The organism is Arthrobacter sp. AQ5-05 (assembly GCF_003287975.1).
Lineage (GTDB): Bacteria > Actinomycetota > Actinomycetes > Actinomycetales > Micrococcaceae > Paeniglutamicibacter.
In genome coordinates this window covers 1-17,611 of sequence record NZ_QMKQ01000030.1, presented here as the reverse complement: position 1 = coordinate 17,611, position 17,611 = coordinate 1, and the positions used below count along the sequence as shown (strand labels likewise).

The window sequence follows — 17,611 nt, the reverse complement described above, 5'->3', positions numbered from 1 at the left end:
CGCCCATGCGCCACAGCGACGACGATGTTGGTTGGGGTGCTCGGCCTGCCTTCTAATATCGCGGTGATGTGGAGGGTGAAAGAGCCAAAGCCGCCCATTCCGATCTCTTGAAGGAAGGAAACGGGGTGACGCCGTCCCTGGATAGGCACGGCATCGAGGGGGAGTGAAGACTTTGAAACCTTTCGGTGTCGCCGTCAACCGGCACATGATGGTGTCGACTGGGTCACGCATCTCGGCAACATTCGGTTCCCAGACATTTTCGCTCTCCGCCCGGTTGCTGCAAGTGGCTGTGGTGGTGTCCACGGTCTCTCCGGTGCCCAGATTCCGGCGGCGAGTGCCCTGGTGCCGGTCCCGCTATGGTTCTACGGGGCGTGCTGGACATGGTCGCGGGCCTGAAGAAGGACCCTGCCGCGGCGCACGTGGAACTCATCGGCGGCCGGGGCACTGGCATATGGTGTGCTGTGGCGGAACTGTCATGACGTGGGCGCTTGGCGGCGCACGGCCAACAGGTTCTCGAAGGCGGTGTAGTCCATCGGAAAGGCATAGTGGAATCCCTGCACGGTGGTGAATCCCATGGCCCTGAGCTTTTCCGCCTGCTCGGCAGTTTCCACGCCTTCGACGATGCACTCAAGCTCACAAGCCGCAATCAGGTCGGAGATGGCACGAAGGAATGATTCCTGCTTCGGGTTCACGGCAATGTCGTCAACGAGTGACTTGTCGATCTTGGCTCCGGCCACGGGCAACTGTCGCAAATAGCTGATAGAAGAATAACCGGTGCCGAAGTCGTCGATAAAGACTTCAACCCCCATCTTCGCCAAGGCCAGCAAGGTATAGCGGTGCAGGTTGTCGTCTGACATTAAATTGTTCTCGGTGATTTCCAGTGCCAGCACGGTTGCCGGTAGTGCATGGTGGCGCAAGGCTCTGCGAACCTCGTCGGCAAAGCCCAGGCTATGCAATTCACGCGACGTGACATTGAGATGAACCCTGAAGTCCTCGCCCACGATTCTAGCCACACGCCACTTTTTCACGTCGCTCAACGTGCGGTCGAGCAGGTACTCGGTCAGCTTGCCGATCATTCCCGCTTCCTCGGCGGCGGGCAGGAACTGGTCCGGCACTACCAAGCCGTGCCCCGTGCGACGCCACCGCACCAGGGCCTCGGCCCCGACGATTCCTTCGTCCTGAAGGGAGACGACCGGCTGGTAGACGGGGAAGAACTCGCTGGTGCCCAGCGCCTTCCTAAGGTCCGAGAGCATCTCCGCCTTTTCACGTCGCTCAAAAAGCATGAACGGTTCGAATTCGACGACCTTTTCGGTGCCGGAGCGCTTGGCCACGTACATGGCGGTGTCCGCCTCGAGGACTAGGCCGTCGGGGGAGTGGGCCGCCGTGGTCCTGGCAATGCCCATGCTGGCCCCCGGGCTCAGGTGGATGTCGTCGATGACCATGTCCTGGTTCATCGCCGCGACGATGCGTCGGCCAACGGTGAGGGCGGTGTGCTCCGGTGCGCGCACCATGATGGCGAATTCGTCGCCGCCCAGGCGCGCGACGATGTCGTCGGCGCGCACGCAGCCGCGCAGCCTCTCGGCCAGCTGGCACAGGACCTTGTCGCCCATCGCATGACCATAAGTGTCGTTGATACTCTTGAAGGCGTCCAGGTCTAGGAGCATCAGGATGGGTGCGGGCGTGCCCGTGCCGAATTCCTTGAGCGTCGTCCCGAGTTCTTCCATCAAGGCCGAACGGTTGGCTAACCCGGTCAGCGGGTCCGTATAGGCCAACAACGCCATCTGGTCGCGGGCCGCCTCGAGCAGTGCGGTGCGTTCGGCCACCCGGCGATCGAGCGAGGAATACGTCGTCTCCAGGTCCGAGGCCATTGCATTGATCCCCATGATGATGGCATCGATCTCGTCGCGCCTGCTGCTGGGATGCAGCAGGGTGTCAAAGTCCATGTCCGCGATCCGGAGAATGGCATCGACGATGCGGGGAATGCGGGAGTCGTCCATATCCGTGGACCCGCGGTCAGACAAGTTCGAATAGGAAAGCCAGCGCGTCCTGCCGGCTTTCGACATAGGTGAACTGCCGCGCCGGATTGAAGCTGCGCATGAAGAACCTGGCCAGAACCCGATCCGCAGGTCCTGTTCCCAGCAGCGCCACGCGTATCCCATCGGTCATGGGATCGAGCATGGCCGTGGCATCGGCCTTCACGCCGTCCAGGCCGCACAGGTCAACGATCAGGTACTTGATCTTCCGCTCGAGATGCGCGTCCGCGAGGCCCCAAAGCTCGCGGGCCGTTTCGAGTGTCAGCACGGTGCCCGGATGGAACTTGGCCTCGAGTAATTCGGAGCCGACAAGCGTGAGCTCGGCACGTTCGTTGTCGATGGTCCACACAGGTGTCTGTCCCGGGGCTTCCGGCGGCGGGGCAGCGTCCCGGGCAGGATCGGCCTGCCCGGAGACCATTTCGAGAAGCGGAGGGGTGCTCACGGCTACTTCACCCCGATCCTCTTGCGGCGATCGCCGCCGCCGCGCAGGTCGCGGTCCAGCCGGCGGTCGCCCTGATACAGCAATGTAGACCAATCGGTGTTTTCCGGCGTGGCCACGGGATAGGCGACAGCAGCGGCCTTGGCCTTCCGCGGCGGGACAAACAGCCAATTGACCAGGCCCAGGGTCATGTCGACGATGGAATTCTTGAAACCGATGTAGGCACGGATGGCGTAGAGGGCCAGCACGGTGTTCAGTGCCGCGAAGGCCACGTTGCCCCAATTGCTGTTCTGGAAATCCCGCCACATGGTGAAGATCGAAAAAACGACGATCAGGTAGGGGATGGCCACGTAGAGCCCTGGCGAGGCGGTGCGGTTGCGGACCTTGGGGGTTCTGACGAAGGGGATCTTCTCGCCGGTGAAGGCCTGTTCGGTCGACTTGAGCACGCCGGCCATATTGACCGGCAGGAGGATCAGATTGAACCCGTAGATCCGGAAGATATCGCTGAAGCGATGCCCACAGTCCCGAAGATCGCTTCCCATGGCGATGAAATAGGGAAGTGCCGCGGCAAAGATCAATGGGCTGAGCAAACGCCCGTCATAGGGGTAGGCCAGGAGGAAGATCAAGCCAATGCTGGCCCAGGCAATCGATGCCATGTAGTTGACCCGCAGCAGCACCTCCCGCAACCCGACGCGTTCGTTGCGGCGTTTGCGCTCGCTGATCTGGCGGACGAACTTCGACAGGATCAACAGGCCGCCGTTGGCCCAGCGGCGTCGTTGTACCACCAATGAGCCGAAGTCCGGGGGCGTCGCGCTGTAGCTGAGCCGCTCGGGGTAGTTGGACAAGGTCCAGCCTTGGGTGCCGAGGTCGATGCTCGACTCCGTGTCCTCGATGACGGTCCGGTCTTGGATGTAGGTATGGATTTCATACCCGCCCACGGTGGCTTTCTGGCAGATGTCCAGCAGCGCCTGCTTGCGGATCACGGCGTTGGCACCCACCCAGAAGGTGGCGTTGTAATGCGTCTTGCCCTGATGCAGGATGTGTTGCACGTCGGTAGTGGCTCCGGCCAGTCGCTCGATGCGAGTCGGCGCCCCGCGGAACGAGGAATAGGGCGTTTGGGTCACGGCCACGCGCGAATTTTCCTCGGACTCCAGGAAATAGACCAAGCGCAGGCAATAGTCGCGCAGCAGCAGCGAGTCCGCGTCGAGGGTCAGCAGATACCCGGAATCCGGGATGTCCAGGACCTCATCCGTGTCGGAAAGGTCCTGTCCCGGGTCCAGGGCGCGCAGAACCTGCACGTCGCCTCGGTTGTCAACAAGCCACTTTTGGCCCATGAGGGAGATATAGGCGTTCAAGTTCATTGCCTTGTTCACCGCCTGCGAGAGGTTTGCATACTTCTTGCGTTCAAAGGAATGCATCTGCACGGAGAAGATGCGTTCCAAGCGCAAGTGGAATTCCTCCAGCCGGTCGCTGGAGGGCGAAGTGTGCTGAGCAGCAGCCGCGTTCAAAGCCAGCAGCGTCAGACGCAGCTCGCGCGCCAGGCCCATGATGACCGAATCAACAAAGAACTCATCGACGTGGTCCTCGACCTTTTCCGCGGCGGCCATGTCTTCGAGCCATGCCGCTGCAGCTTCGTAGGCGCTTGCTGTGGTGGCGAGCATTTGGGCCTCGGCGGCCCCGGCCTCGCGCTGTCGGTCGAATAGGGTGCGGAACTCTTGCGCGGCGTCCAAGGGTTTTTTCAGTGACGCTTGGATATCCGAGGCCAGTGAACGGGTCTCCTGCAGCTTTGCCAGGACCTCCGGATTCATGGGGTAGGGGTTGTCGTCCACGAGCAACACGACCTGCAGATTGGTGAACTCCTGCAAGGCAACGGACCACAGGGTCTTCCTGACCACGGTCGGTTCCTCTGCATAGCTGGGGACCAATGTCGTAATGGATTTGTCGTAGGAACGGAAGTGCCGGTCCAGTTCGCCGCGGGGCACGCGTCGGTGTCGCGAGAAGCGCAGCAGTGCACCCTGCCTGGCGACGAGATACATTAACGCGGAGAACGTCAGGAAGGTGACAACCGCAAGGTACATGGCGGCCTCGAACCTGAAGCGAAAGCCGGCGTCGGGGTTGTCGACCAGCTGCCGCATGATGGTGCTGATGACGTAGCCGATCCACGCGAGAATGGTGGTGACGATGGCTATGCGTCCCCACGCCAGCTTGACGCGCGATGGAATCGGATGGACTATCGACAGCGGCTCGGAACGTTTTTCCGCTCCCCATTGCCGCTTGCGAAGATCAGGCTGATCCGTGTGCGCAGTTGTATCGGTGATATTCAAATGATTCGCTCCCCAGCAGCTTGCATCAGCACCAAGCGGGTCAAAAACCCCCGATGCATTCCGAAACTGAGCATAGCGTAAGATTCATCCGTGATCTTAATTACGCCTATCGATAAGACTTAGAATCCTTGGGGCAGGTCGGACCCCAGTTTCCATGCGATGAAATTCGCTTTACTTTGATGGTTTACTCTGGGACAAATGCACCTCAGCGTTGCAGCTGCTCCCCGAGAGCCGATGTTTGTCATGAATTGAGATTGATGTGTCTACCTTGACCGAGGGCAAACGCCTTTCCTGGCTCCGTGTAACGGTTCTTGCCTTAACAATCGCCGGACTGTTGGCAGCCGGAACGTACTACTGGAACACGACTCGCGATTCGGCCACGGCGGCCGACACGGGTCGCTGGTACGGATCATACGTGGACGCGACGTCAACGCCGTTCTATCCGATCGCCGAGAATATTGCACCGGGGGAACGCGTGGTCCTGGGGTTCGCCGTGGCCGATCCCAAAAACTCCTGCGCAAACTCCTGGGGTGGCTACTACAGCATGGATGGCGCCAACGAAACGTTCGACCTGGACCGCAAAGTTGCCCGGGTGCGCGAACAAGGTGGCGAAATCGTCATTTCCAGCGGTGGGTTAAACAACGACGAACTTGCCACCGCCTGCACGGATGAGCAGAAGATCATCGCCGGGTACGAGTCGTTCCTTGAGCGATACGACTCGACCACGCTCGATCTGGATGTCGAAGGAAACGACCTCGAGGATTCCGCGGCCTCCCTGCGACGCGGCTCCGCGGTGGCAGCACTCCAGAACCGCGCCACGGAAAAGGGAAAACCCTTGGAAGTGTGGGTGACCCTTCCCGTGGACACAAGGGGATTGACCGAGTCCGGCCTCGGCGAGGTCAAGCGGCTTCTCGAGAGCGGCGTCGACCTGGCAGGCGTGAACCTCATGACCATGAACTTCGGAAGTACCCGCGCCACCGGGCAGAGCATGTCGGCGGCCGCCGAGCAGGGGGCAGGCAGCGCCCATCGGCAATTGAAGGCGCTGTACGAGCAGCAGGGTCGGCAACTCGGAGACCAGACGCTGTGGGCCAAGATCGGACTCACACCTATGATCGGGCAGAACGACCTCCTTGGAGAGGTGTTCACTTTGGACGATGCCGGTGCGTTGAAGGCATTTGCCGTCGCCAATGGCATCGGCAGGATCTCGATGTGGTCGGCCAACAGGGACATGGACTGCGGGCCGAACTTCCCCGATCTTCAGCGGGTGTCGAACAACTGCAGCGGTACCGCCCAGGAGGATGGGGCCTTTGCCCGGACGCTTTCGGCGGATTTGGTTTCACCGGCCACCGCGTTGAATTCCAACCCCGCGCCCATCGCCGCTCCCATGGAGACAGCGATTGTCGATGACCCCGCGAAGAGCCCGTACCCGATTTGGAACAGCGAAGCGGCCTACCCGAAAGCTGAGCGCATTGTGTGGCGCGGCAATGTCTACGAGTCCAAGTGGTGGAGCAAGGGCGAGGCGCCGGACCTTCCGGCAAGCGATGCAGGAGCCACCGCATGGATCCTGATTGGCCCGGTGCTTCCCGGGGACAAGCCCGAGGAACCCATCGCAATTCCCCAGGGGATCTATCCGGCGTGGTCCTCGGACAAGGTCTACGATAAGGGCGACCGGATTGTTTTCGACGGTAGGATCTTCGAGTCCAAATGGTGGAACAAGACCGAGAACCCCGAAGCCGCCATCCAGGGCTCCGCGGATTCGCCATGGTCCCGTTTGAGCAACGAACAGGTCAAATCGATCATTCTGGAATCCCAGAAGGCTTCCTGACCGGCGCGACGACCCGGTGCCGGCTAGGGTCAGCAGCCTGCTGACCTTTCGATCCGGACCGCGCGCTCGCTTTCCCGCTCCGCCGCGTGTGTGCGTCCCAACGCGTGGAGGATTTGTGACCAAAGCACGTGCACGGACGCGTCCTCCGGCGCCCCGGTGCCGTATGCTTCCGCCACCGCATTTTGCAACAAACGGGACGCTTCCTCAAGCCTCCCGTTGGCCATATACCATTTGGCACGGGTGCCGGCCAGTCCCAGGAGCTCCACGGGGCTGCCTCCGATGATGTCGTAGGCAAGCTGGGCTCGGGCAATGCAGTCCTCGGTGCGCTGGCTGGCGACTCCGGCCTGCAGCTGGACATCGGCGCTGGCGTTGTTGAACCGGGCCCACATGTGGATGTCGTTGACCTGTTGAAGCCGATCGGTCGCCAACTGGTGGTAGGCGACTCCCTCATCCACCTGGTCCGTCGCGAACGCGAGGTTGCCCAGGGTCCAAAAACCCTGTCCGGCCAGCAAGGTGTCCTCGACATGTTCCAATGTGGCGGACAACTGGTTGTGCAGGACCCACGCCTCGACGATCTGGTCAGCCTCGACCAAGCACGCAATGATCCCCTGGTAGACCTCGGCCCGCGCATCGTAGCTGTCTTGGACGTTTGCCATGACGTCCAGCGCCAGTCGGGCGGTGTCCACTGCTTCTTCATGTCGTGATTGGTTGCGAAGGGCTGCTGCACGCAGGATCAAGACCTGGGCCTTGAACACCGGGTCGCCGTCCGTCCGGGCGAAGGCCAGTAGACGTCCCGCTGTCTCGAAGGCTGCTGCATAGGCACCGGTCAAGACCTGGCTTTTCCCCATGTCGTAAAGGAAATCGGATTCCTTCACCCGGTCGCCCATGGCGGCATAGATACCGGCACATTCGCGGGCGGCCTCAAGCACCTGCTGCTGGTCTCCCGAATTCCGGATCCTGCGGTGGTGCGCTTCCGCCTTCGCGGCCAGTGCTTCGAAATGAGGGCTGGACATACCCTCTATTATGCTGCATCGGCCCGACGCCGTGTAGCTGGTTTTCCTCCGCACGGCTCCCTGGAACTCGTGCGGACTCCTTTTCCCTGGAAACATGATGATGAATTCCGCCTCAAAACAACAGGTGAGCGTTAGAATGACAGCGGGGGGTTGCCGGCCCGTTCCAGGGTGCGGGCATGATGGGCACGACCCCGCTCACTCGCCCGAACATTCTATGAGACGGAGAACACATGAAGAAGATCCTTGGTTCGGCCCTTGCTGCCGTGCTGATTGCCGGTGCGGTTGTTGTTGGCGGTGCCGTGCAGCCCGACGGCGTATCGGTGCAGAGCATCGGCATCTCCAAGACTTTGGGTGGAAACAACAACTGGCCCTTGGTCGACGTGACGCTCAATGACAGCACCGGCACTAGCTCCATCGCCAAGAACAACAACTGGCCGCTGTAGCTCCGGCCTACCAGGGGAGGACTCTCGCCATGGACGCGTGAGGTGGGCGGTGGGCCGATGGGTCCGCCGCCTGCGCTTGGTCTTGTCTCGGGGGGGCGGTCAGAAACATGGCTCCCCGATCGACCGGATGGTTTTGCCCCTCCTGGATTCCACAACCCATCGCGCCGTTTGCAACTCCGGTGCCAGGAACCAGATCCAAGCCGAGGCCGGTGCCCGCCCCGGACACCCCGGAGCCCGCTCCGGCACGAGCGCGCCGGACGCAGGAGCCCGGACACCCCGATTCCAAGAGCCGCCCCGAACGTGTTGGCCCCGATATCGAGCACCGAGGGGCGCTGCCGGGCTGCAGCAGCGCCTACCCGAGCTCGATGAAGCAGAAGACCGTAGGACCTGCCGCAAGTGGAGGCCACGCCACTACGATCCACGTGCGAGTGAACCGGCCATGCAGTCCAGCGGAATGAACAGCACGATGTTTGCCCCGAACTCCACGGCGTTGTAGCCAATGGTCGACGGCAGGCCGTGGACGTGGAGCCATGCCAGAGCACCGGACAGATCCGAGGCGAATGGCGAGCCCACGGGTGTGGGCCAGACCGCAACCAGCACCAAGGCCACCAAATAGGAGACAGCGAGGATTGCGGCGAAGCGGACGCGCGGTTCTTTTTTCGGCTCGAACGCGGCGAAGCAGCGGGATGAATATCATTCGTGGTCGGGTCCCCAGCTCGCCGCCGGGATTCGGACATCGGTGCGGGGCCGGCTGGTGGCACGAGCACCGCCAGCCCGACAACAGCGGTGCCTGGCACGGAGCGGACCCCTACCCGAACGGGGTCTGCGGGCGCGGCAGGCGGTGCCCGTCGACGATGTAATCCGTGCGCTCGTTGTAGAAGCACAGCAGCCCGGCGATCGCGGCGGCCTCGGGCAGCGGGTTCGCGTAGCTCCACGCCACGTCCCGGCCGCCGCTGGCCGGAGCCCAGTAGTTGGCCGTGCCCTTGTAGGGGCATTTGCTGGAGCTGTTGGTGGCCACCAGCGCATCCCACGCCACCTCGCTCGGCTGCACGTAGTAGCGCGCGGGCACGTGTGTCTCAAAGAGCATTCGCGGGTGCCTGGACTCGGCCAGCAACATGCCCTCAAGCTCCACGCGCACGTGCCTGCTCGAGGCGAGGATATCGACCCGCTTGAAGGGATCGCGCGGGTGCGCATCGATGGGCCCATCCTCCTCCAGCCAGTCGAATGAGCGGAAGTCGAAGGCGACGATGCCCGGCAATCCGGGGTCCGACAGCCGGAAGGCCGCGGCCGAAAGCGTGCGCCCGGCAACCTCGACATCCAGCACCGTTCCCTTGGTGGTGTGCAGTGCGAAGGCGTCCTCCGGGGTAAGGACCTTGGCCTCGACGGGGCCCGCGGGGACGATGGCGGTGGACACGGACAGCTGGGCCAGCACATCGGATTCGGGGACCGCATAGATCGGCACGACGGGCCGTGGCTCCCACAAAAGCACTGCGGAGACCGAGTCAAGGACCGGGGCGCCACCGAGGCTTGCCCGCACGCGCTTGGCGGTGGGTTCGTACCGCAACTCGGGCAGCGCGGCATTGATCAGGTGCGAAATACGGGTGGCCACGGCGCCAGTATGCGCGCGCCCCTTCCCGCGGTCAAGGGCACGGCGAGACTCATGAAAAGTGCTCGCGAAATGGGGTCCGGCGAGACTCATGAAAAGTGCTCGCGAAATGGGGTCCGTGCCTCATTTGGAAAATGCTCGCGAAATGCGGGAGCCGTTGGGCACCCTCATGGGCCAGCTGCCTGCGGGGGCGCAACCCTAAACAAATCGGCGACTTGTTGGTAGGTTCGGGTGGACATCACGGATGCAGCTCGTTGGTCTTGGGGACCACGAACGGTGGATTGGGGGCGTCGTGTTGGATATGCGATTCTTCGGCCGTGGCGGGGCAGCCACATGAGCGCCGCCAACCACTACGACGTGCTGCGCGTGAGCACCACGGCACCGGCGGCGGTGATCAGGGCGGCCCACCGGGCCCTGATGCGTGAACACCACCCGGATGCCGGTGGCGCCACCGACTCGATGGCCAAGTCGTTGAACGAGGCCCTGCGGGTGTTGGCCGATGAAAGGCTGCGAGCCGCCTACGACGCCGCGCTCGCCGGCCAGGCGAATGCCGAGCAAACGCGCCGGACCGCCGAAGCCCGGGCCGGTGCGGAAGCGGAAGCCCGGATTGCCGCAGCGGCGGCCGCGGATGCTGCGGCCAAGAAACAGCGAGACCGTGAGCGAGACCGCGTTCGCGCCGAGGCCAGGGCCCGTGCCGAGGCGGCGGCCCGGGCCAGGGAGAAATGGTTCGAGTCTCGGGACCCGGCAAGCCTCGCCGGTTTCAACGTCTTTGAACGCAACCGGATCGACCCGACCGCGATGGATTGGTACACCCGCGACTACCCGCCGTTGGGGATCCGCGACGGATCCGCCCGGAGGGCAGGCCCCTTGCGGTTCCTCGCCTGGTTCCTGCTGGAACTCAACATCATTCTTGCGGGCCTCTTCGTGGCGGGCATCGTGGCCGGCAGCGACTCGCCGGCCTGGTGGAGGATCGCACTGCTGGTGCTGTTGGTTCCGGTGGCGGCACTGGCCGGCGGCTGGGCCAGGGCCCGAGCCCGCGGACGCGGTCTGGTGCGCTACCTGTTGTTCCTTGGCTTCGCCGGAGGGATCCTGGTACCGGCGCTCGTCGACGGGCGCGCGGGAATGCTTGCGGCCATCGGCTGGCTGGGCCTGTATCTGCTGACCGTCGAGATCCTGCGCGCCAGCGCCACCCGGCCCCGTCGCCCGGCGGCCAAGGAGTTGCTGGGCCTCGAGGAAATCACCGGCTACAACCACTGGGACCTGGGCGCTTCCGATGGTGGGGATGCTGCCGGCAACGGCGGCATCCACCCGGGGAAGATCGCGGAGCTGCTCACCGGCCAGCTGCTCGAAACACTGTACGTCCTTCCCGGTGCCAGGACCCTGGCCGGTTTGTCCTTCCCCGGGAACCCGGAGCTGCACATCGGCCACGCCGTGCTGTGCGGGGACAGGTTGGCCCTGATCGACTCGCGATTCTGTCCCGGGGGACATTACTACTGGTGGGAAAACCAGCTGGTGTGCAAGCTGCCCGGCGAGGCCCCGGTATTCCTGTCCCATCCCTTCCCTGGCGCCGTGGAGGAATACCGCGCCCGGTTTCCCCAGCTCCAGGTGCGCGGCTGGTCGGTGTTCCACCCGATGGGCGGTGCGGCGGTGCTGACCAACAACCGGGCCACCGGAGCAAATCCGCGGCTGGCTACGGCGGCCGCGTTTCTCCAGGAGGCCGGGGACTGGCTCGGCGACGGTCAGGCACACATCGTGGACCGGGTGGCGCTCACGCGACTGGTCAACGACTTCGGTGCCCCATGACTTCCCCTCCTTGGCCTCGGCGGGAATCGGGTATGAACCACCGGTGACGGCCGCTTTGTCCCGGGTTTATCATGGGGGCAGGCGTTGGGCACAGCATGCCGCGAGAGGCGGGATGGAGCCCCGTCCGGCCCCAAGGAGCCCACGATGAGCGACACCGACCAATCCATCAGGCACTACACCTCCGGGAACCTGCGCGAGCGGCTCTACGCGGCGCTGCGCAGCGCCGGGAAGGAACCGGAGGTGCTGCTTCCTGGCGACCTGGGCGATGCCGACCAGTTCCACTCCGGCGGTGCCAACGCCACGGCGGAGGTGGCCCGGGCGGCCGGCATCGGGCTCGGGACCCGGGTGCTGGACGTGGGGGCCGGCATCGGGGGCCCGGCGCGCCGCTTCGCGCAGCTCGGCGCGGTGGTCACCGGGGTCGATGTCACCGAGGAGTTCGTGCTGCTGGCCCGGGAGCTGAATGCCGCCTGCTCCATGGCCGGGTCCATCACGATGCTGCTGGCCCCGGTACAGGCCACCAACCTGCCGTCGGGCTCCTTCGACGCGGCGACCATGCTGCACGTGGGCATGAACCTGGAGAACAAGCCCGCGGTGTTCGCCGAGGTGTACCGGCTGCTGCGCCCCGGGGGAGTGTTCGCAATCTACGACCTGATGGGAACCAACGCCCTGGACTATCCGATGCCGTGGGCCGACGCTGCCTCTTCGTCCTACGTGGAACCCTCCGAGGCGTACCACCGGCACCTGCGTGTGGCCGGATTCACGCCCGGGACCGACGAGGACCGCACCGCGGCGGTGCTGGCGTCAATGCCGGGGCCCGGCAAGGGCCCCGCGACGCCGCTGGGCGCCCCGATCCTGCTGGGCACCGACCCGGTGGATCGGCTGGGCAACGTGGCCGCGGCGATGAAATCCGGTGCCGTGGCTCCGCGCCTGCTGGTCTCGGTGCGCTCGGGCGCGTGAGGGGCCCGGCGCGCGCGGCCCGGGTCTGGCGTGCCCCCACGTAGAATGTTTCACTGGCGCTGCCCCCCTGGCGTGCGGGACCACCCGCGCCGATGCGCGCACGCAACACCTAAGGAGCACACCGTGGCCCAGCCGAAGAACCTGAAGAAACTCACCCGCGCCCGCATGGATCGCACCGGTGAGAGCTACACCACCGCCCGCAAGGCGATCCTGTCCGCGAAGCCCAACCGCCCGGCCAGCGCCCAGGATGCCGCCGACGCCGCCGCCGCGGCCCAGGAAGCCGAGCTGCCCGAGTACCCGGCACCCGGGAACGTCCTGCAGTACGACGCCGGGCTGTGGCACCGGGTGCTCACCCAGGCAGGGGTGAAGCACCCGCTGACCGGCGAGCCGATGAGCGAGGCGCTGCTGGCGGGGCTGGCCGGCGGCATCGGATTCATGGTTTTCACCTTCGTCTACGAGGACGTGACCACGGCAACCATCGTCACCCGGGCGCACCCCGAGCCGTACACCGCAAACCTCTTGGCCCGCTGCGGGGCCAAGGCCATGGAGCGCACCACCGGCAGCGCCCGGCTGGCCGCCGACTACCTCGACGCCGGGCTGGATGCCGGACGCGCGGTGGTCGTGCGCGCATCCGTGGCCGCGCTGCCGTGGATCGACGCCGATGCCGTGGAGGAATCGGACTCCATCGACCTGGTCGTGGTCGGCGAACACGGAGACGACCTGCTGATCGACGACGGCTCCGGCTCGCTGACCCCGATTTCGCCCGAGGACCTGGCCTTGGCCCGTTCCCGGCGCAAGAAGGACAAGCACTGGCAGGCCTGGATCCCGGAGCGCACCGGGCCCGACGCCGCGGCCCTGGCCGCCTCCGTGCGCGAGGCCGTCGCGCAGACCACCGGGCGCCTGCTGGGCACTTCCGAGCTGGAGGGCATCCCGGCGCACTTCGCCAAGAACTTCGGCGTCGCGGGAATGAACAACTGGGCCGAGCGCCTGCGCGACGCCACCACCAAGAAGGGCTGGACGCGGATCTTCGAGGACCCCGCACGCCTGGAATCGGGCCTGAACCAGATCCTGGGGTTCCTCACCGACACCCGCTTCGGCGGCGTGGGTGCCCTGCGCGGGCAATACGCCGACTTCCTCGCCGAGGCCTCCGGGCTGCCGGGCCTCGAGGCCCTGGGCGCGCACGCGGCCGACTATGCGCACCTGGCCCAGGACTGGATCGTGTTCACCGACCTGGTGGATCCGCAGATCGAGGCGCAGGACCGCACCGGGCACTTCGCGGTGCTCGCCGACCAGCTGGAGGTCATCGCCGCGGCCGAGGAACGTGCCGCGAAGGCGCTGGCCGATACCCTCGGGACCCTGGCCGGCTGAACCGCACCGGTGGCCCGCGGGGCGCACCGCGGGCCCGGGGCACACCGATGGGCGGCCCGGCCCGCCGGCGTGCTGATAGGGTGGTGCGGTGACTTACGAGATTGAAATCGGCCGTTCCAAGCGCGCAGCCCAGGCGTACTCCCTTGACGATGTGGCGATTGTTCCCAACCGCCGCACCCGCGACCCGCACGACGTGTCGGTGGCCTGGCAGATCGACGCCTACAAATTCGAGACCCCGATCCTGGGTGCCCCCATGGACTCGGTCATGAGCCCGGCCACGGCCATCGCGCTGGGCAAGCTCGGCGGCCTGGGAGTGCTGAACCTCGAGGGCCTCTGGACCCGCTACGAGGACCCGGCCAAGGTCCTCGAGGAAATCGCCGCCCTGAAGTCCGCCAACGGCGGCCACTTCGACCCGGCCATCACCGCGCGCCTGCAGGAACTGTACGCAGCTCCCATCCAGCCCGAACTGATCACCGCACGCCTGGCCGAGATCCGCGAATCCGGCGTGACCGTGGCCGGATCGCTGACCCCGCAGCGCACCCAGGAACACTACAAGACCGTCGTTGCCGCAGGGGTTGACGTCTTCGTCATCCGCGGCACCACCGTCTCGGCCGAACACGTGTCCAAGACCCGCGAGCCGCTGAACCTCAAGCAGTTCATCTACGAGCTCGATGTCCCGGTCATCGTGGGCGGCGCAGCCGGCTACACCCCGGCCCTGCACCTGATGCGCACCGGCGCCGCCGGCGTGCTGGTCGGCTTCGGCGGCGGCGCCTCGGGCACCACCCGCCGCGCGCTGGGCATCCATGCGCCGATGGCCACCGCCATCTCCAACGTCGCAGCGGCCCGCCGCGACTACCTGGACGAGTCCGGCGGACGCTACGTGCACGTGATCGCCGACGGCGGCCTGGGCACCAGCGGCGACATCGTCAAGGCCATTGCCATGGGTGCCGACGCCGTGATGCTGGGCACCGCCCTGGCCCGCGCCGCCGAAGCACCGGGCGCCGGCTGGCACTGGGGCATGGAGGCCACCCACGAGAACAACCCGCGCGGGGACCGGGTGAAGGTCGGCACCGTGGCACCGCTTCAGGAGCTGCTCTTCGGCCCCTCGCACCACACCAACGGCACCTCCAACCTCATCGGTGCACTGCGCCGTTCGATGGCCACCACCGGGTATTCGGACCTGAAGGAATTCCAGCGCGTGGACGTCGTGGTTTCCCCCTACGAGGCCGACTAGCACCAAGTGATCCACGCCGGGGCGACCGGGTCCGCTTCCTTTCTCCACCGCGGTGGCGGCGGCGCGGACCCGGTCGTTTTGCGTCCGGGCGCCGCGGCGCGGTTCAGTCCCTGGCGGGGATCGAGACCGGGCCAAACCCCGCTGCACGCCGGGCCCGGGCCCGTGTACTGTACAAACCAGGCGCACACCAGGCGCGCAGCATCCCCGAACACCCAACGCCACCTCCGTCGAATCGATGCCATGACCTTCTCCCAGACGACGCCCGCCAGCGACGACGCCCCGGAAATCACCACGCAGGAGCTGGTGGTCCTTGAAATGGCGACACCCACCCGGGAAGAAACCGTCGCGGTCCTGGCCGGCAAGCTGCTGGCCGCCGACCGGATCGGGGACCTGCCCGGTTTCCTGGCCGATGTCCACCGCCACGAACACCAGCTGGCCACCGGGCTCCCCGGCGGCATCGGGCTGGCCCACGCACGCAGCGATTTTGTTGCCGCACCCAGCATCGCCGTCGGCGTGATGGCCTACGGCAAGGGACTGGACTTCGGGGCCAAGGACGGTCCGGCGCACGTGGTGCTGCTGCTGGCCACCCCGGCCTCGAGCTATTCCGGGCACCTGATGATGCTCGCCGCGCTGGCCCGCTCGCTGGCCAAGGACTCGTTCCGCGAGTCCCTGCGCCGTGCCAACGACACCGGGGTCATCGCCGAACTGGTCAACTCCACCGTCGACTTCTCCACCGTCTGAGACCGGCGGATCCCGTGCCGCGCCGGCCGCCTCCGGCCCCGGGCCCGCCGCGAAGGTTGTAATCCCGGCCACGTCGCCACCCCCGCCGTCCGGACCGGGCCGCGCCTGCCCGCGGGCCGGTCCGAAGCGGGAACCCGCGCCCAACCGCACCCTGCGGCACCCGATACCGCCCCAAGCCGTGCCCCGGATGGCGCAGGGCCCGCGCGAACGTCCGAACGTCGCATGTGGTTCCATTGGCTCTTCGATGCCCAACCGACGTACGGTTGGAGTGTGCTGAAAACTGCCCTTAAACCCCGTTGGATCCTGGCCTTGGTTGGCGCCCTCGTTGTTGCCACCGGCTTCGTCCTGCTGAGCCAGTGGCAGTTCAACCGCTCGCAGACCGAAGCCCCGCCCCCGGTGACCACCACCGAGAAGGTCGTTCCGCTGACCAGCCACATCAAGCCGGTCAGCGAATTGATGGCCCGCGAGGCCGACCAGATGGTCTCCGCGACCGGCACCTTCCTGCCCGGCAAACAGGTCCTGGTGAAGAACCGGATCGAGGACGGGAAGACCGGCTACTGGGTCGTCGCCGCCTTCAAGGTCGCCGACGCGCCCGGTTCCAACACCATCCCGGTGGTGCGCGGTTGGCAGCCCGACGACACGGCCCCCGCGCCGGCCCCGACCGGCACCCTGGATGTCACCGGACGCCTGCTGCCCACCGAGGCCCCGATCTCCCAGGACGCCGATCGGAAGGCCTACGCCTCGCTGTCGGTGGCCGAGCTGATCAATGTGTGGGACGTGCCCTCCTACAGCGGATTCGTCGTCGCCTCCACGGTGGCCGGAGCCGACGGCGCGGACCTTTCCGCCGCCGCCACCGGGCTCGTCCCGGTGCACGTGGGCCCGCAACCCCAGGAACGCCAGATCAACTGGCTGAACATCTTCTACGGCATCGAGTGGGTGGTCTTTGCCGGCTTCGCGGTCTTCCTCTGGTACCGGCTGGTGGCCGACGACTTCCGCCGGCAGCAGGAAGACATCGCCGACGCAGCGGCACTGGCCGCGGGCCTGGACCCCGCCACCGTGTACCAACGCCAGATCCACCACGACCACCACCTGCTCGATTCCCAACCCAAGGACCAGTTGTGACCGAAGAAAACTCCGCCCCGAAGGTGCGCCGCTTTGCCGGCACCCCCGCCCAGATCCGTTCCGCCGCCACCTTCTACAAGGTCCTGGCCTACGCCACCGGCGTGATGCTGCTGCTGCTCTGCGCCGAAATGATCATCAAGTACTTCGCCGGCCTGGAGCTGTTCATCGGCGGCACCCTGCTCGACGGCAGCTCCAACGCCGTCTCCCTGGTCAACCGCGCCGACATCACCGACGGCGTCAACGTCTCGCTGGCCATCTTGATCATCCACGGCTGGATGTATGTCGTATACCTGCTGGCCGACTTCCGCCTGTGGTCGCTGATGCGCTGGCCCTTCAGCCGCTTCATCACCATCGCCCTGGGCGGCGTCGTGCCGCTGCTGTCCTTCTTCATGGAGAAGAAGGTCCACGGCGAGGTGGACCGCGAACTGGCCTCGCACCCACAGGCCGCCAAGCGGTACTGACGGACCGGTGCTTCCTTTCGGGGGCGGCCAACGCATGCGCATCGACGCATCCGTTGGCCGCCCTTCGTGCATTGCCGGTCCGCTTCCCCCCACATCGGGTTTCCCCTGCCGCGCCCCGGGCCCGGGCGGCGCAGACTGGGGTTCATGACCATCACCGCGCCAACCGGCACCCCAAGGGGGCCGACCCCCTCCGACACCGCGATCCGGCAGCTTGCCGGCGCGGTGCTGGCGCTGCGTGCCGC

15 protein-coding genes are annotated in these 17,611 nt (G+C 65.7%); 9 read left to right on the top strand and 6 right to left on the bottom strand.

What is annotated here, in order from left to right; all coding sequences use genetic code 11:
- Positions 1–473 precede the first annotated feature (473 nt).
- Genes DQ353_RS18010 through DQ353_RS18005 form a run of 3 tightly spaced genes read right to left on the bottom strand, consistent with a single transcriptional unit; the run spans position 474 to position 4,790 of the window.
- A complete protein-coding gene (locus tag DQ353_RS18010; RefSeq protein WP_286166895.1) occupies positions 474–1,997 on the bottom strand; it encodes a bifunctional diguanylate cyclase/phosphodiesterase in 1,524 nt (507 codons plus the stop codon).
- Between the two features lie 16 nt (positions 1,998–2,013).
- On the bottom strand, positions 2,014–2,475 hold the full coding sequence (locus DQ353_RS21825) for a hypothetical protein (RefSeq protein WP_181578484.1): 462 nt from the start codon (positions 2,473–2,475) through the stop codon (positions 2,014–2,016).
- Positions 2,476–2,477: 2 nt separating this feature from the next.
- Positions 2,478–4,790 (bottom strand): glycosyltransferase family 2 protein, encoded by a 2,313-nt coding sequence (locus DQ353_RS18005; protein ID WP_286166894.1) that lies wholly within the window; start codon positions 4,788–4,790, stop codon positions 2,478–2,480.
- A gap of 265 nt (positions 4,791–5,055) precedes the next feature.
- Between DQ353_RS18005 and DQ353_RS18000 the strand changes: the two genes are divergently transcribed.
- Positions 5,056–6,621, top strand: coding sequence for a chitinase (locus DQ353_RS18000; protein ID WP_113764568.1), 1,566 nt, complete (start codon positions 5,056–5,058; stop codon positions 6,619–6,621).
- Between the two features lie 29 nt (positions 6,622–6,650).
- Here the strand turns inward: DQ353_RS18000 and DQ353_RS17995 are convergent, their stop codons facing one another.
- Positions 6,651–7,634 (bottom strand): tetratricopeptide repeat protein, encoded by a 984-nt coding sequence (locus tag DQ353_RS17995; protein ID WP_113764567.1) that lies wholly within the window; start codon positions 7,632–7,634, stop codon positions 6,651–6,653.
- Positions 7,635–7,864: 230 nt separating this feature from the next.
- Here DQ353_RS17995 and DQ353_RS17990 point away from each other — a divergent pair, with 230 nt between their 5' ends.
- On the top strand, positions 7,865–8,077 hold the full coding sequence (locus DQ353_RS17990) for a hypothetical protein (protein ID WP_113764566.1): 213 nt from the start codon (positions 7,865–7,867) through the stop codon (positions 8,075–8,077).
- 411 nt (positions 8,078–8,488) lie between these two features.
- On the opposite strand, the gene DQ353_RS17985 is transcribed toward DQ353_RS17990, so the two are convergent.
- On the bottom strand, positions 8,489–8,650 hold the full coding sequence (locus tag DQ353_RS17985) for a hypothetical protein (protein WP_181578483.1): 162 nt from the start codon (positions 8,648–8,650) through the stop codon (positions 8,489–8,491).
- A 235-nt stretch (positions 8,651–8,885) separates the two neighbouring features.
- Positions 8,886–9,686 (bottom strand): DUF427 domain-containing protein, encoded by an 801-nt coding sequence (locus DQ353_RS17980; RefSeq protein WP_220094060.1) that lies wholly within the window; start codon positions 9,684–9,686, stop codon positions 8,886–8,888.
- Between the two features lie 330 nt (positions 9,687–10,016).
- Between DQ353_RS17980 and DQ353_RS17975 the strand changes: the two genes are divergently transcribed.
- From DQ353_RS17975 to DQ353_RS17945, 7 genes are all read left to right on the top strand, one after another.
- Complete coding sequence (locus DQ353_RS17975) at positions 10,017–11,486, top strand: J domain-containing protein (RefSeq protein WP_113764563.1); 1,470 nt, start codon at positions 10,017–10,019, stop codon at positions 11,484–11,486.
- A 144-nt stretch (positions 11,487–11,630) separates the two neighbouring features.
- Entirely contained in the window at positions 11,631–12,443 is an 813-nt protein-coding gene (locus DQ353_RS17970) for a class I SAM-dependent methyltransferase (protein ID WP_113764562.1), read from the top strand.
- A 123-nt stretch (positions 12,444–12,566) separates the two neighbouring features.
- On the top strand, positions 12,567–13,811 hold the full coding sequence (locus DQ353_RS17965; RefSeq protein ID WP_113764561.1) for a BtrH N-terminal domain-containing protein: 1,245 nt from the start codon (positions 12,567–12,569) through the stop codon (positions 13,809–13,811).
- Positions 13,812–13,899: 88 nt separating this feature from the next.
- On the top strand, positions 13,900–15,045 hold the full coding sequence (locus DQ353_RS17960; protein WP_113764560.1) for a GuaB3 family IMP dehydrogenase-related protein: 1,146 nt from the start codon (positions 13,900–13,902) through the stop codon (positions 15,043–15,045).
- Between the two features lie 240 nt (positions 15,046–15,285).
- On the top strand, positions 15,286–15,786 hold the full coding sequence (locus DQ353_RS17955) for a PTS sugar transporter subunit IIA (RefSeq protein WP_113764559.1): 501 nt from the start codon (positions 15,286–15,288) through the stop codon (positions 15,784–15,786).
- A 270-nt stretch (positions 15,787–16,056) separates the two neighbouring features.
- Positions 16,057–16,908 carry an SURF1 family protein gene (locus DQ353_RS17950; RefSeq protein WP_286166892.1) on the top strand — a complete coding sequence of 284 codons (852 nt, stop codon included), beginning with the start codon at positions 16,057–16,059 and terminating at the stop codon, positions 16,906–16,908.
- Complete coding sequence (locus DQ353_RS17945; RefSeq protein ID WP_113764557.1) at positions 16,905–17,369, top strand: DUF3817 domain-containing protein; 465 nt, start codon at positions 16,905–16,907, stop codon at positions 17,367–17,369. Before DQ353_RS17950 ends, DQ353_RS17945 begins: the two co-directional genes overlap by 4 nt.
- The last annotated feature ends 242 nt before the right edge of the window (positions 17,370–17,611 follow it).

What these genes read in the sequence shown, in the direction of transcription:
- DQ353_RS17990 (WP_113764566.1), top strand. Translation starts at nt 7,865, where the DNA reads ATGAAGAAGATCCTTGGTTCGGCCCTTGCTGCCGTGCTGATTGCCGGT.
- DQ353_RS17955 (WP_113764559.1), top strand. Translation starts at nt 15,286, where the DNA reads ATGACCTTCTCCCAGACGACGCCCGCCAGCGACGACGCCCCGGAAATC.
- DQ353_RS17970 (WP_113764562.1), top strand. Translation starts at nt 11,631, where the DNA reads ATGAGCGACACCGACCAATCCATCAGGCACTACACCTCCGGGAACCTG.
- DQ353_RS18010 (WP_286166895.1), bottom strand. Translation starts at nt 1,997, where the DNA reads ATGGACGACTCCCGCATTCCCCGCATCGTCGATGCCATTCTCCGGATC.
- DQ353_RS17975 (WP_113764563.1), top strand. Translation starts at nt 10,017, where the DNA reads ATGAGCGCCGCCAACCACTACGACGTGCTGCGCGTGAGCACCACGGCA.
- DQ353_RS17995 (WP_113764567.1), bottom strand. Translation starts at nt 7,634, where the DNA reads ATGTCCAGCCCTCATTTCGAAGCACTGGCCGCGAAGGCGGAAGCGCAC.